The 14,723-nt window shown below is 64.8% G+C and carries 8 protein-coding genes; 6 read left to right on the top strand and 2 right to left on the bottom strand.

Going from position 1 to position 14,723, the window contains the following annotated elements; genetic code table 11:
• Positions 1 to 113: 113 nt before the first annotated feature.
• The 5 genes from MJ122_RS10455 (at position 114) to MJ122_RS10435 (ending at position 6,781) form a co-directional block, all read left to right on the top strand.
• The gene (locus MJ122_RS10455) at positions 114 to 3,797 is read left to right on the top strand and encodes a PAS domain S-box protein (RefSeq protein ID WP_239744104.1); all 3,684 of its coding nucleotides are present in this window, start codon (positions 114 to 116) and stop codon (positions 3,795 to 3,797) included.
• Positions 3,794 to 4,795 carry a two-component system response regulator gene (locus MJ122_RS10450; protein ID WP_239744103.1) on the top strand — a complete coding sequence of 334 codons (1,002 nt, stop codon included), beginning with the start codon at positions 3,794 to 3,796 and terminating at the stop codon, positions 4,793 to 4,795. Before MJ122_RS10455 ends, MJ122_RS10450 begins: the two co-directional genes overlap by 4 nt.
• Before the next feature lie 62 nt (positions 4,796 to 4,857).
• Positions 4,858 to 5,403, top strand: a complete 546-nt coding sequence (locus MJ122_RS10445) for a DUF4256 domain-containing protein (protein ID WP_239744102.1) — start codon at positions 4,858 to 4,860, stop codon at positions 5,401 to 5,403.
• 101 nt (positions 5,404 to 5,504) lie between these two features.
• On the top strand, positions 5,505 to 6,509 hold the full coding sequence (locus tag MJ122_RS10440) for a GlxA family transcriptional regulator (protein ID WP_239744101.1): 1,005 nt from the start codon (positions 5,505 to 5,507) through the stop codon (positions 6,507 to 6,509).
• A 29-nt stretch (positions 6,510 to 6,538) separates the two neighbouring features.
• Entirely contained in the window at positions 6,539 to 6,781 is a 243-nt protein-coding gene (locus tag MJ122_RS10435) for a DUF1272 domain-containing protein (protein WP_088417421.1), read from the top strand.
• 261 nt (positions 6,782 to 7,042) lie between these two features.
• On the opposite strand, the gene nfuA is transcribed toward MJ122_RS10435, so the two are convergent.
• Entirely contained in the window at positions 7,043 to 7,627 is a 585-nt protein-coding gene (nfuA, locus tag MJ122_RS10430; protein WP_017519500.1) for a Fe-S biogenesis protein NfuA, read from the bottom strand.
• 120 nt (positions 7,628 to 7,747) lie between these two features.
• Positions 7,748 to 10,036 carry a fatty acid cis/trans isomerase gene (locus tag MJ122_RS10425; RefSeq protein ID WP_239744100.1) on the bottom strand — a complete coding sequence of 763 codons (2,289 nt, stop codon included), beginning with the start codon at positions 10,034 to 10,036 and terminating at the stop codon, positions 7,748 to 7,750.
• 171 nt (positions 10,037 to 10,207) lie between these two features.
• Here MJ122_RS10425 and metH point away from each other — a divergent pair, with 171 nt between their 5' ends.
• A complete protein-coding gene (gene metH, locus MJ122_RS10420) occupies positions 10,208 to 13,900 on the top strand; it encodes a methionine synthase (RefSeq protein ID WP_239744099.1) in 3,693 nt (1,230 codons plus the stop codon).
• The last annotated feature ends 823 nt before the right edge of the window (positions 13,901 to 14,723 follow it).

Below are 14,723 nucleotides of genomic sequence, written 5' to 3'. Positions count from 1 at the left end.
GTTCAAGCGACCGACAATGATGGCAATTTGCATCCATCCTGTGCTCTGCTTCGCACCGACTCATCAGTCACCCCATCCACCGGGCCTTCGGCACGCAGTACGGTCTTCGTTCAATGCTCGATCTGCAGCGATATTTCTACAGTGGCGACACCCCTTCGCTGTTGGTTTTCGGCGAGCACAACACCGCGCTGGTGCTGCTCTCCGTGCTCATCGCCATTTTTGCCTCGACCATGGCCCTGCAATTGTCGGGCGTGGCGCGGCTGGCCCGCAGCCCGTACTACCGCCAGTTGGCCATCGGCACTGGCGCCGTGGCGCTGGGCGGCGGCGTGTGGGCGATGCACTTCATCGGCATGCTGTCCTTCCAGCTCTGCGCGGCGGTGCGCTATGACCCGCTGGTTACCCTGCTCTCCGGCTTGCCCAGCCTGTTCGCGTCGTGGATTGCCCTGAATCTGCTGGCCCGGCGCAACGTCAGCCACCTTCAATTGATCGGCGGGGGCGTGCTGGTCGGCGCCGGGATCGGTACCATGCACTACAGCGGCATGGCCGCCATGCAGATGGCCCCGCTGTTGCGCTACAACCCGTGGATGTTCGCCCTGTCGATCCTCGTCGCCGTGGTGCTGGCGGTCATCGCGCTGTGGGTCCGATTCGGCCTGCGCGGGCGGATGCGGCCGAACCTGGCAATACTGGTCAGCGGCGTGGTGATGGGCCTGGCCATCGCCGGCATGCATTACACCGGCATGGCCGCGGCGCGCTTCGTCGGCATGGAGGAGTTCGGCACACCCCAGGGCGTACAGGGCAGCTTCTACCTGGCGCTGGCGGTGTCCATGGCCACCATCAGCCTGAGCATCTGCGTGGCCGCGGTGAACGGCCTGTTGCGCTACCGCCAGCTGTTCCAGGAACTCCAGCGTCGGCGCAAGCACCTGGATTCGCTGCTCGACGCCGCTGTCGAGGCCATTCTCACCATCGACCACAGCGGCGTGATCCGCTCGGTCAACCACGCCGTACTGCGCCTGTTCGGCTGGGCACCGCACGAGTTGGTCGGGCAGCCCATGCAAGTACTGATGAACCAGGCCTACGGTGAGCAATTCCGCGTGGCGCTGGAAAACTACAAGCGCAGCGGCGAGCGCCAGTTCCACAACTCCGAGCTGGAGCTGGAAGGCCTGACCCGCGAGGGTCGCGAATTCCCCGCACGGGTCAGCCTGGGCGTCACCGACCACGACGGCAAGCCCTGGTTCGTCGTGTTCGTCGCCGACATCAGCGAACGCCGCGAGATGGAGCAGGCCCTGCGCACCCGCGAGGAACAGTACCGCTCGCTGATTCGCAACATGCCCGGCATCGCCTTCCGCGTCCTGCCGGATGACGCCTGGAGCATCCTGTTCGTCAGCGATGCGGTCGAGGCCGTCACCGGCTGGTCGGCGCAGGATTTCATCGATCAGCGCGTCAACTTCAACCAGCTCTACCACCCCGACGACCAGCACGCGGTGAACGAGGAAATCCGCCGCGCCATCGCCGAGGGTTGCAGCTATGTCGTCGAATACCGCCTGTTCGACCGCACCGGCCACGAGCGCTGGATCTGGGAAAGCGGCAGCGCCTGCTACGACGAGGCCGGCAAGCCGCAGTGGATCGACGGCGTGCTGCTCGACCAGACCGAAACCAAGCTGCTGAGCAACGAGTACGAAGGCAAGGTCACCGCCATTGGCCGCGCCATGGCGCTGATCGAATTCGACCTGGACGGCCGCGTGCTGGCTGCCAACGAAAACATCCTCGAACTCTTCGGCTATACCGAGGCCGAAGTGCTGGGCCAGCACCACAGCCTGTTCTGCCCGCCGGGCACCGCGACCAGCGCCCAGTACCGGATGTTCTGGCAGGGATTGCGCGAGGGCCAGCACAGCGCCGGCGAATACCGCCGCCTGGCCAAGGACGGGCGTGAAGTATGGATCCACGCCACCTACAACCCGATCCTCGACTTCGATGGCAAGCCGGTAAAGGTGGTGAAGCTGGCCACCGACCTCACCCCACGCCGGGTCATGGAGCAGGAGCTGCGCAGCGCCCGCGACCGCGCCGAACAGGCCGCCGCCGCTCGCAGCAGCTTCCTCGCCAACATGAGCCACGAGATCCGCACGCCGATGAACGCCATCATGGGCTTCACCGAACTGCTGCTTGACTCGCCGCTGGAAGACAACCAGCGGCGCTACCTGACCACCGTGCAGAATGCCTCGCGCTCGCTGCTGGGGCTGCTCAACGACATCCTCGACACCGCCAAGCTCGACCGTGGCGCCATCGAACTGGAAGCCCTCGACTTCTCCCTGCCGGAGCTGTGCGAGCAGGTCTGCGCGGCGCTGCGACTGTCCGCCGAGCGCAAGGGCCTGAACCTGCAGATCGATTACGGCCAGCGCGCCGGCGAATACTTCCGCGGTGACCCGCTGCGCCTGCAGCAGGTGCTGACCAACCTGCTGGGCAACGCGGTGAAATTCACCGAGCGCGGTGAAGTGCGGCTGGTCATCAGCGGCGAACCGGGCGCGCTGCGCCTGGCTATCCGCGACACCGGCATCGGCATCGCCGCCGACCGCCTGGAGCGCATCTTCGACCCCTTCGCCCAGGCCGACGCCTCCATGAGCCGGCGCTTCGGCGGCACAGGGCTGGGCACCACCATCTCACGCCAGCTGGTGGAGCTGATGGGAGGCCGCATCAGCGTGGAAAGCGAAGTGGGCCGCGGCAGCGTGTTCACCGTCGACCTGCCGCTGCCGGCCGGCCGCAGCGTGCAATCAACCGCCCGCAGCCACGCGCCGAGCCTGCCGCCGCTGCGCATCCTGGTGGCCGACGACGTACCGCAGAACGTCGAGCTGCTCGAGCTGAACCTCCGCCGCCTGGGCCATCGCCCACACAGCGTCGGTGATGGCAAGGCCGCCGTGGAAGCCTATAGCGCGCAGGCCTTCGACCTGATCCTGATGGATGTGCAGATGCCTGGCATGGATGGCCTCGAAGCCACCCGACAGATTCGCGCCATCGAACAGGAACGCGGCATGGTGGCCGTGCCGATCATCGCCCTCACCGCCAGCGTGCTCGACCGCGACCGGCAGAACGCCCTGGATGCCGGCATGAACGGCTTCGCCAGCAAGCCGCTGGAGCTTGCCGGCCTGCTCGATGAAATGGCCCGTCTGCTCGGCGCGGCGCCGGCTGCGTGCAGCACGCCAGTCGCCGAAAGCGCACCGCTGGCGACCCTGGATTGGGACACCGGGGCCCGCCTGTGGGGCGGCCCGTTACCCATGGCGCGGGCCGTCCTGCGCTTCCTCAATGAGCAGGAAACCAGTCTGCTCAACTTGGAAAACTCAGTGAAAGAGGGTGATCGTGCCGGCATCACCGCCCTCAGCCACCGACTGCGCGGCGCCGCCGCCAACCTTGCCCTGCCGCGCCTGGCCGGCGCCATCGGCGCGCTGGAAGGCGCCGCCGACCATGGCACGGCTGAACAGCTGGGCACTGCGCTGGAACGGGTCCGTGCCGAATTCTCCACCGTCCGCGAATCGGTGCCGCTGGTGCCGGAAGCCGGCACCGAAGCGGTCAGTGATGTCGTTGGCGAAGTCGCTTCGCAGGACCTGCTCGATGCGCTGCAAGCCCTGCAACTGGCCCTCTCCCGGGGCGGCCTCGATGACCAGGCGCTAGAGCGTCTGCGCCGGGGTACCGCCCAGGGCGAGCACCGCGAGGCTTTCGAGGCCCTGCGCTTTGCCATCGACGATTTCGATTTCGATCAAGCCCTCGAATGGGTCCGTACCCTCGGCACCCGCCTGGAGCAAGCATGACGTTCACCGCCCAAGATCATCGCCCCTGCCTGCTGCTGGTGGACGACGAAGCCACCAACCTCCAGGTGCTGCGCCACATCCTGCAGGACGACTACCGCCTGCTGTTCGCCAAGGACGGCGACAAGGCGCTGGAACTGGCCAACCGCGAGCGCCCCGACCTGGTCCTGCTGGACGTGATGATGCCCGGCATGACCGGCTTCGAGGTCTGCCAGCGGCTCAAGTCCGAGCAAGCCACCGGCAGCATTCCGGTGATCTTCGTCACCGCCCTGGCCGATGTGCCGGATGAGGCCAGGGGCTTCGAGGTCGGCGCGGTGGACTACATCACCAAGCCGGTCAGCCCGCCCATCGTCAAGGCTCGGGTGCGCACCCACCTGTCGCTGGTGCGCGTGGAGGAGCTACGCGAGACACGCCTGCAGATCGTCCAGCGCCTGGGCAAGGCATCCGAATACAAGGACAACGAGACCGGCCTGCACGTCATCCGCATGAGCCACTACGCGCATATCCTGGCGCGCGCCGCCGGCTACCCGGAGAAAGCCGCCGACGATCTGCTCAACGCCGCCCCCATGCACGACGTGGGCAAGATCGGCATTCCCGACGCCATCCTGCAGAAGCCCGGCCGGCTCGACGAGCGCGAATGGCAGGTGATGCGCCAGCACCCGGAGATCGGCGCGCGGATCATCGGCGAGCACGACTCCAACCTGCTGCGCCTGGCCCGCAGCATCGCCCTCACCCACCATGAGCGCTGGGACGGCAGCGGTTATCCCAACGGCCTGCGCGGCGAAGAGATTCCGCCCGAGGGCCGCATCGTCGCCATCGCCGACGTGTTCGACGCGCTGACCAGCGTACGCCCGTACAAACCAGCTTGGAGCATCGAGGAGGCAGTCGAGCTGCTGCGCCGGGAGAAAGGCAGCCAGTTCGACCCGGAGCTGGTGGAGCTGTTCCTCGGCTGCCTGCCCGACATCCTTGCGGTGCGCGAACGCTGGGCCGACGCCGGCTGAGCGGCAGCACGCGCGATTCCTGCTTTACTCTCTGACCTTTACCTTTGCCGAGAGCAAGCAAGATGAATGCGAAACAGCACGACGCCCTGCTGGCGACCTTGCAGGCCCGCTTCGAACAGCATCCCGAGCGCCACCGGGGCATCGACTGGGCGGACGTCCAGGCACGCCTGAAGGCCGCCCCGGCCAAGCTAAAGGCCCTGGAGCAGATGGAAGCCACCGGTGGCGAGCCCGATGTGGTCGGCCGCGAGAGCGCTAGCGGCGCCATCCTGTTCTTCGACTGCTCTGCCGAAACCCCGGCCGGGCGCCGCAGCCTGTGCTACGACCGCGAGGCGCTGGACGCGCGCAAGAAAGACAAGCCCGCCGGCTGCGCCACCGAATTGGCCGCGCAGATCGGCATCGAGCTGCTGGACGAGGCGCAGTACCGCCAATTGCAGGAGCTGGGCAGCTTCGACCGGAAGACCTCCAGCTGGCTGCGTACACCGGGCTCCATGCGCAAGCTGGATGGCGCGCTGTTCGGCGACCGCCGCTACGAGCGGGTTTTCACCTACCACAACGGTGTGCAGTCCTATTACGCTGCACGGGGCTTTCGCGGCGTACTGAAGGTCTGACGGCCCGCGGCAGACGACCTGGCAAGATTCGTGGGGCGACAGACGTTGCCGCCAGCGTCGATCACCGCCACACTCGTTGCGTCTACCGAACGAGTCTTGCCATGGAACCGCCGCGCCGCATCGCCAGCCTGCTCTACCCCGAGGTCATGAGCCTGGATATCACCGGGCCGCTGCAGGTATTCGCCTCCGCCAATGTCGAGCGCGAGCGTCACGGCCTGGCGCCGGTTTACGAACTGCTGGTGCTGGGTGAACAGGCCGGGCCGGTCGCGACCTCCGCCGGCATCCGCATCTGCGCCGATCAGGCTTGGCGCGAGATCGACCCCACCACGCTGGACACGCTGCTGGTGCCCGGCGGGCCGGGCGTGCCGACCCAATGCGAGAACATTGAGCTGCTGCACTGGCTGGCGGCCGCCGAACCCCAGGTGCGCCGGCTCGGGTCGGTGTGCTCCGGTGCGCTGATCCTCGCCGCCGCCGGCGTGCTCGACGGCCGCCCGGCCACCACGCACTGGGCGAATGTCGATGAACTGTGCGCCGGCTTCCCCGAAGTACTTGTCCAGGGCGATCGCCTGCATACCTACGATCCGCAGCGCCGGAACGGCGACGATCATGTCTTCACCTCGGCGGGTGTCACCGCCGGCATCGATCTGGCCCTGGCGCTGGTGGAGGCAGACCTCGGCCGCGCGCTGGCTTTGGCTGTGGCGCGGCGGCTGGTGATGTTCCTCAAGCGCCCCGGCGGCCAGGCGCAGTTCAGCCACTGGCTGACCCCGGAACCCACCCGCGCGCCGCGTCTGGCCGCGCTGCTGGAGTGGATCCCGGCGCACCTGGGCAACGACTTGTCGCTGGAAGCCCTGGCCGAGCAGGCCTGCATGAGCCCGCGCACGCTGTCGCGAGTGTTCATCAGCGAACTGGGCATGGGGCCAGGCCGGTATGTCGAACGAGTCCGGCTGGAAGCGGCGCGCGCACTGCTGCAGGACGCCCAGGCATCGATCAGCACGGTCTCGCGGCTGTGCGGCTTCGGCCATCCGGAAAACCTGCGCCGCACCTTCCACAAGCACCTGGCGATCAGCCCCCAGGAATATGCCGAGCGCTTCGGCCAGTTGCACTGACAACCCAAACAACCCAAAGGAACATCGCCATGCTCGAACTCCGCCCCGGCTGCGAATGCTGTGACCGCGACTTGCCCGGTGACAGCGCCGACGCGCGCATCTGCAGCTTCGAATGCACCTTCTGCAGCGACTGCGCCGAGCAGGTCTTGCATGGCAAATGCCCGAACTGCGGCGGCGAGCTGGTGCCGCGCCCGCGCCGGCCGCTGTCGAGGCTGACGACCAGTCCGGCCTCGACCCAACGGGTGCTCAAGCCTGCCGGGTGCCAGGGCTGATCCCGACCCGCATCATCCGCCGCGATCGAATATATGAGGCGCCGGCGTTGCCGGCGGTTCGCCAGCAAGCTCGCCCCAATAGTGGGAAGCGCCGTGGTGAATCTCCGTGCAGGAGCCGACTCCGCCCGCGATGGGTCCACCTGGCGCCGAAGAGCACCACGGAGCGATCTCACGCAACAGACGGGGCCCAGCGCCGCGCAGCGAACCCAAACGAAAAAGGCGGCCTGAAGGTCGCCTTTTTCGCTGCTCGATCGCCTGAGTTTAGTAGTAGGCGTTCTCGCGGTTGCTGTGGTCGGTGACGTCACGCACGCCCTTCAGCTCCGGGATGCGCTCGATCAGGGTCTTCTCGACGCCATCCTTCAGGGTCATCTCGACCGCGCCGCAGCCCTGGCAACCACCGCCAAAACGCAGCACGGCGATATTGTCCTCGACCACGTCCACCAGGCTTACCTGGCCGCCGTGGCTGGCCAGGCCGGGGTTGATCTCGGTCTGCAGATAGTAGTTGATGCGCTCGTTGAGCGGGCTGTCCTCGTTGACCATCGGCACCTTGGCGTTGGGCGCCTTGATGGTCAGCTGGCCGCCCATGCGGTCGGTGGCGTAATCGACCACGGCGTCGTCAAGGAACGGCTCGCTGATGGCGTCGATGTAGGCGGTGAAGGCTTTCAGGCCGACCGGGGTGTCTTCCGGCTTCTGCTCGCCCGGCTTGCAGTAGGCGATGCAGGTTTCGGCGTACTGGGTGCCCGGCTGGGTGATGAAGATGCGAATGCCGATGCCGGGGGTGTCCTGCTTGGACAGCAGCTCGGCCAGGTAATCCTGTGCGGCTTCGGTGATGGTGATAGCGCTCATGGCAACTCCTCGCAAACGTGGCGCCAGTTTACGCCATTCGGGGGTAAGGGATAAAGCCCTACCGTTTTAGTAGGAATAATTCGCAGCTGGATGAACATCAGATAGCCCGCTCCTACACGGTCACAGGTTCTCGTAGCGGTTCATGTCCAGCACGCCCGCCTCCACCGGCTCGGTTTCACGCAGGTAGGCATCCAGGTCATGGAAGTAGAACCAGAACTGCGGGTGGCTGCGGCGAATCCCCCAGCGGTCGGCAACCTTCTCGAAGTCCGCGGCGCCCTTCGCCTGCTCCAGCGCAGCGACAAAGTCACCCACCTCGGCGGCTTTCAGGTTGAACATGAAGTTCGGGTAGCTCGACAGCACGCCAGGGTAGATGGTCAGGGTATCCAACCCGGGCTGGTAGCGCAGCGACTCGCCCATCATGAAGGCAACGTTGCTGTGCGCGCGGTTGCGCAGCACCGTGTAGATCTCGCGCTGGCCGTCCGGCAGTTCCACGCGCAGCAGGGTCGCCTCGGGGAACTGGTCGATGACCGGCAACCCGGCGGCCGGGCGGCTGACCAGGCGGCTGAAGGCCTGTTCGGCATCCTGCAGCGGCGCAGCCACGGTGTTGCGGTAGCAGGCGCCGTCCTCGCACAGGTTGATCGGATCAGGGCGCGCATTGAGCGCCACGAAGTGCTTCAGCAATTGCTTGGCGAAGGCCAGCTTGGCGCCTTTTTCCGGCAGGAAGAGGCCGGTGGGCGCGTCGCTGTCGGAGTTGTAGTAGTCGGCCCACATCTTCAGCTTGCCGCTGCTCTGGTACCAGTCGTCGAGCAGCTTCTTGCGCTCGCCAACCGGCATCAGGCGCAGGAAGTTCTGCTCGGCGCCGTTGCGGATCAGGTCGAAATACAGCCGTGTCTGCGCCTGGTGGGCGACGTTGCCGAACACGTCGAAGTTCACCACCAGCCCATAGTAGGTGCGCTCCAGCAGTGGGTAATCCATCCACCAGATGGTCTGCGGCACGCCGCCGATCAACCCCTTGCGCACCGAGGCGCTGTCGTATTGGCGGAAGATGCTCAGCACCGCGTTGTCGTTGCCGGCCCAGATGTCGGCCCAGGTCGGCGCCGGCGCCTCGTCATAGACGTCCTGGCGCAGCTCTTCGTACTGGTTGCGCTTGTCGCGGTAGGAACGCCACTGCGACAGCATGGCGCCGACGTCATCAATCTGCCCCGGCAGCGCCAGCAGCGGCGAGGCCTGGCGTTGGAACTTCGGATCGGTGACGTAGAGATCGTGGTCCGGGTCCTGGAACACTGCCCAGAAATTGTCGCGGATCACGTCGGTGGCAATCTGTCCGCGGCACACCGGCCCGCGAATGAAGGTGCGGACGAAGTACTCAGCGTTGTCCAGCATGAACTGGTAGCGCGCCCGCGCCGGAATCGCCTCGAAGGTCGCGAACGGATTGGCGCGGTGCTGCAGACCGTAGCCCGGCACCTTGTCGGTGTCCCAGGCGGAGCCGTAGAACAACTCCTGATTACGCTTGAGGCGGGCCTCGTTGAGCGGATAGGTGATGTGCGTCTTGTGCACGATCACGCCCTGGATGGGCCAGAGACGGTAGTAGAAGATATTGCCCGGATCGTCATTGGGCCGGCGCGTGGCGATAGGGTCGATGGGCTGGCCGCTGGGCGTGCGCGAACGTACCAGTTGGAAGAAATGCCCCGGCTCGCCGTGCTCGGTGAAATACAGATGGGCGAGGTACAAATGTTCGTAAATCCACCGCTGTACCAGGCTCTGGCGCGCGCCGGCCTGGTTCAGGAAAGCCTCCCATTCCGCGATCTGCCGCGCCTCGCCGCTGCCCGGCCGCCAGGCCTGTTCGTCCACCGGCGCGCCCTGGGCCAGCCAGGTCTTGATGGTGGACAGCTGCTGGTCGGTCAGGCCGGTGACGGCGAAGGGCATGCCGCTGCTCGGATTCTTCGCCACGAAATCGTCAATGCTGTCGGGGGTCGGGCATTGGTTGGTACGGTTGATCGACAGGTCCAGCCCATCGGGAATCTTCGCGTTGGGCACCAGCGGATGCTCATGGCCCAGGTCGATCATCCGCGCCATCAGCGCCGCCTGGCTGCCGCGGCCATCGAGTACCGACCAGAAGTCCTTGCGCCGCCAGGCATCCGCGCCGTGAGCATCGAGGAACAGCCGGGTCGGGTCCTGCGCCCTGGTACGCGCACCGTCATACACCGGCAGCTTGTTCGCCCCGCGCTGCGCGCCTTCGGCCGCCGTCAGGTTGAGCTGGCAGGGCGAGTCGTAGCAGGCGTGGCAGGCCACGCATTTCTCGGTGAAGATCGGCTGGACGTCCTTGGTGTAGGACAGCCCACCCGCCAAGGCCTGCGCCGAAAACGCCAGGGATGCGATGAGCAACGTGAAACGGGCTCGCAGGGACATGAAGGACTCCGGACATCAGCAAGGAGCGGATTCTAACGGGAGTGCCGCTGCAATGCGCTCCAACCAAAGCCCGAACATGAGGGATTCTCATGTAAAACCGCGCTCGGTCAAATTTCCTGCAGCTTTGTTATCATCAGCGACCTTTCGTCACGCCCTTTTCCAGGTATTCCCATGATCGACCGTGCCGCACGCCAGCAAGCCCTCCAGCAAGCCCTCAAGGAGCGCATCCTGATCCTCGACGGCGGCATGGGCACCATGATCCAGAGCTACAAGCTGCAGGAAGAGGACTACCGTGGCGCGCGCTTCGCCGACTGGCCGAGCGACGTGAAGGGCAACAACGACCTGCTGCTGCTCAGCCGCCCGGACGTCATCCAGGCCATCGAGAAGGCCTATCTGGACGCTGGCGCGGACATCCTCGAGACCAACACCTTCAACGCCACCCGCGTGTCCCAGGCCGACTACGACATGCAGGAACTGGCCTACGAGATGAACGTGGAAGGCGCGCGCCTGGCCCGTGAAGTGGCCGATGCCAAGACCGCCGAGACCCCGGACCGCCCGCGCTTCGTCGCCGGCGTCCTCGGCCCGACCAGCCGCACCTGCTCCATCTCCCCGGACGTCAACGACCCCGGCTTCCGCAACGTCACCTTCGACGAGCTGGTGGAGAACTACAGCGAATCGACCCGCGGCCTGATCGAGGGCGGCGCGGACCTGATCCTGATCGAGACCATCTTCGATACCCTCAACGCCAAGGCCGCGATCTTTGCCGTGCAGGGCGTCTATGAAGAGCTGGGCGTCGAACTGCCGATCATGATTTCCGGCACCATCACCGACGCCTCCGGCCGGACCCTGTCGGGCCAGACCACCGAGGCCTTCTGGAACTCGGTGCGCCACGCCAACCCGATTTCCGTCGGCCTGAACTGCGCCCTGGGCGCAAAGGAACTGCGTCCCTACCTGGAAGAGCTGGCGACCAAGGCCGGGACCCACGTCTCCGCTCACCCCAACGCCGGCCTGCCGAATGCCTTCGGCGAGTACGACGAGACCCCGGCTGAAATGGCGGTGGTCGTGGAAGAGTTCGCCGCCTCGGGCTTCCTCAACATCATCGGCGGCTGCTGCGGCACCACGCCAGCGCACATCGAGGCCATCGCCAAGGCCGTGGCCAAGTACGCCCCACGGGCGATTCCGGAAATCCCCCGCGCCTGCCGGCTCTCTGGCCTTGAGCCCTTCACCATCGACCGCAACTCGCTGTTCGTGAACGTTGGCGAGCGCACCAACATCACCGGCTCGGCCAAGTTCGCCCGGCTGATCCGCGAGGAGAACTACGCCGAAGCGCTGGAAGTGGCACAGCAGCAGGTGGAAGCCGGCGCCCAGGTGATCGACATCAACATGGACGAAGGCATGCTGGATTCGAAGGCCGCCATGGTTCGATTCCTCAACCTGATCGCCTCCGAGCCGGACATTTCCCGCGTGCCGATCATGATCGACTCCTCCAAGTGGGAAGTGATCGAAGCTGGCCTGAAATGCATCCAGGGCAAGGGCATCGTCAACTCCATCTCCATGAAGGAAGGCGTCGAGCAGTTCAAGCACCACGCCCGCCTGTGCAAGCGCTACGGTGCCGCCGTGGTGGTGATGGCCTTCGACGAAGCCGGCCAGGCCGACACCCAGGCGCGCAAGGAAGAAATCTGCCAGCGCTCCTACGACATCCTGGTCAACGAAGTGGGCTTCCCGCCGGAAGACATCATCTTCGACCCGAACATCTTTGCGGTGGCCACCGGCATCGAGGAACACAACAACTACGCGGTCGACTTCATCGAGGCCTGCGCCTACATCCGCGACAACCTCCCCTATGCGCTGACCTCGGGCGGTGTGTCCAACGTGTCGTTCTCGTTCCGCGGCAACAACCCGGTGCGCGAGGCGATCCACTCGGTGTTCCTCTACTACGCCATCCAGAACGGCCTGACCATGGGCATCGTCAACGCCGGCCAGCTGGAGATCTACGACGAGATCCCGCAGGAGCTGCGCGACAAGGTCGAGGACGTGGTGCTCAACCGCAGCCCGGATGCCACCGAAGCCCTGCTCGCCATTGCGGACAACTACAAGGGCGGCGGTGCGGTCAAGGAAGTCGAAGACGAAGAGTGGCGCAGCCACAGCGTCGAGAAGCGTCTGGAACACGCGCTGGTCAAGGGCATCACCACCTTCATCGTCGAAGATACCGAAGAATGCCGGCAGAAGTGCGCCCGCCCCATCGAGGTCATCGAAGGCCCGCTGATGTCCGGCATGAACGTGGTCGGCGACCTGTTCGGCGCCGGCAAGATGTTCCTCCCGCAGGTGGTGAAGTCCGCCCGCGTGATGAAGCAGGCCGTGGCCCACCTGATCCCCTTCATCGAAGCGGAAAAAGGCGACAAGCCCGAGGCCAAGGGCAAGATCCTCATGGCCACCGTGAAGGGCGACGTGCACGACATCGGCAAGAACATCGTCGGCGTGGTTCTGGGTTGCAACGGCTACGACATCGTCGACCTCGGCGTGATGGTTCCGGCGGAGAAAATCCTGCAGACCGCCCGCGAGCAGAAGTGCGACATCATCGGCCTGTCCGGCCTGATTACCCCGTCGCTGGACGAGATGGTCCACGTCGCCAAGGAAATGCAGCGGCAGAACTTCAGCCTGCCGCTGCTGATCGGCGGCGCCACCACCTCCAAGGCGCACACCGCAGTGAAGATCGATCCGCAGTACAGCAACGATGCGGTGGTCTACGTCACCGACGCTTCCCGCGCCGTGGGCGTGGCGACCACCCTGCTGTCCAAGGAACTGAAACCCGAGTACACCCGCAATCTGCGCGAGGAGTATGCGGAAGTCCGCGAGCGTACCGCCAGCCGCAGCGCGCGCACCGAGCGCCTGAGCTACGAGCAGGCCATCGCCGCCAAGCCGCAGTTCGACTGGACCGGCTACCAGCCACCGGTGCCTTCCTTCACCGGCGTGAAGGTGCTGGATGACATCGACCTCAACGTACTGGCCGAGTACATCGACTGGACGCCCTTCTTCATCTCCTGGGACCTGGCCGGCAAGTACCCGCGCATCCTCACCGACGAAGTCGTCGGCGAAGCGGCGCGCAGCCTGTTCAACGACGCCCAGGCGATGCTGAAGAAGCTGATCGACGAGAAGCTCATTCGCGCCAAGGCGGTCTTCGGCTTCTGGCCGGCCAACCAGGTGCACCACGACGACCTGGAAGTCTACGCCGACGACGGCCACAAGCTGGCCACCCTGCACCACCTGCGCCAGCAGACCATCAAGCCCGACGGCAAGCCGAACTTCAGCCTGGCCGACTTCGTCGCGCCCAAGGAGAGCGGCCTGAAAGATTACGTCGGCGGCTTCATTACCACCGCCGGCATCGGCGCCGAGGAAGTGGCCAAGGCCTATGAGGCCAAGGGCGACGACTACAACGCGATCATGGTCAAGGCCCTTGCCGACCGCCTCGCCGAAGCCTGCGCCGAGTGGCTGCACGAGCGTGTTCGCAAGGACTACTGGGGCTACCAGCCCGAGGAGCACCTGGACAACGAGGCGCTGATCAAGGAGCAGTACGTCGGCATCCGCCCGGCGCCCGGCTACCCGGCCTGCCCGGACCACACCGAGAAAGGCACGCTGTTCAAGCTGCTCGACCCGAAGGGCGTCTCCGGCGTGACCCTGACCGAGCACTACGCCATGTTCCCCGCCGCCGCCGTCAGCGGCTGGTACTTCGCCCACCCACAAGCGCAGTACTTTGCCGTCGGCAAGATCGACAAGGACCAGATCGAACGCTACAGCACGCGCAAGGACCAGGAAATCAGCACCAGCGAGCGCTGGCTGTCGCCGAACCTGGGTTACGACAACTAAAGCTCCCGTAACTGAGCAAAGGGCTGGACGGCAGGATGCAAGGCATTCTTCTGCCCGGCCCGGCGCAGCAACTACCCCTCTGAATCTGCACCACCTCGGCCTACCGCCGATCCTGCTCCTCTTCAGCAAAACCCGCCCCTGCCGTCTCCCCAATCACTCTCCTTCCCTGTCAGCGGCTACTAGCCTGCTGAATTACAGCAGCACGAAACCTTATGAGCAGTAACGGCTGAAACCAGAATCCTTCTGACTAATCCGAGGCTGCAAGGTAATGGCGACAGAACACATGCAAATACCAAGAAATCAACATTCAACAATCAAACATCCAAGTAAACCCACAAACCGAAAATCCATCACCCACCCAAAAACATAGAAACCTTCAGAACACTCCTACAAATTTATAGAAAACCTCTCAATTGCGGTTTAACTCTCACAAAAATATTATCCTCAACACAACCCAGACAGTCGGCAACAATCTAGACAAGCCGACTTTCTGAATATACCAAGTCAGTCTTGCACACCATCAATTAAATCTGGTTAACCCAAAACAAACTCATAACCAGAAAAAATAGCGCCACCGCTATAAGTTCAAGGCTTCCCTACATGGGGAAGGGGCCGAGAGAGCAACACCGCAACACCCAGCTTCATACATAAGCCATTTATTCAAGGAAAGTCTAAAATGAAGAAAGTAATCCGTGAAGAATTGAACAAGTCCGAATTGGCCGGCGGCTGCTGCAAATGCAAGAAGAAACCAGCTCCGTGCCCGGCCCCGGTCCCACCGAGCGGCGGCGGCACCGGCGGCAATACCGTCGCTCCGTAAGCCAAC

Source organism: Pseudomonas sp. DP-17, assembly GCF_022380625.1.
GTDB lineage: Bacteria > Pseudomonadota > Gammaproteobacteria > Pseudomonadales > Pseudomonadaceae > Pseudomonas > Pseudomonas nitroreducens_A.
Note: the sequence above shows the minus strand (reverse complement) of the source record. Positions and strands in the feature narration are given on the sequence as shown.

Bases quoted from the DNA above. Each gene is read 5' to 3' on its own strand.
- MJ122_RS10455 (WP_239744104.1), top strand. From the start codon at position 114: ATGCTCGATCTGCAGCGATATTTCTACAGTGGCGACACCCCTTCGCTG.
- MJ122_RS10450 (WP_239744103.1), top strand. From the start codon at position 3,794: ATGACGTTCACCGCCCAAGATCATCGCCCCTGCCTGCTGCTGGTGGAC.
- MJ122_RS10445 (WP_239744102.1), top strand. From the start codon at position 4,858: ATGAATGCGAAACAGCACGACGCCCTGCTGGCGACCTTGCAGGCCCGC.
- MJ122_RS10440 (WP_239744101.1), top strand. From the start codon at position 5,505: ATGGAACCGCCGCGCCGCATCGCCAGCCTGCTCTACCCCGAGGTCATG.
- MJ122_RS10435 (WP_088417421.1), top strand. From the start codon at position 6,539: ATGCTCGAACTCCGCCCCGGCTGCGAATGCTGTGACCGCGACTTGCCC.
- nfuA (WP_017519500.1), bottom strand. From the start codon at position 7,627: ATGAGCGCTATCACCATCACCGAAGCCGCACAGGATTACCTGGCCGAG.
- MJ122_RS10425 (WP_239744100.1), bottom strand. From the start codon at position 10,036: ATGTCCCTGCGAGCCCGTTTCACGTTGCTCATCGCATCCCTGGCGTTT.
- metH (WP_239744099.1), top strand. From the start codon at position 10,208: ATGATCGACCGTGCCGCACGCCAGCAAGCCCTCCAGCAAGCCCTCAAG.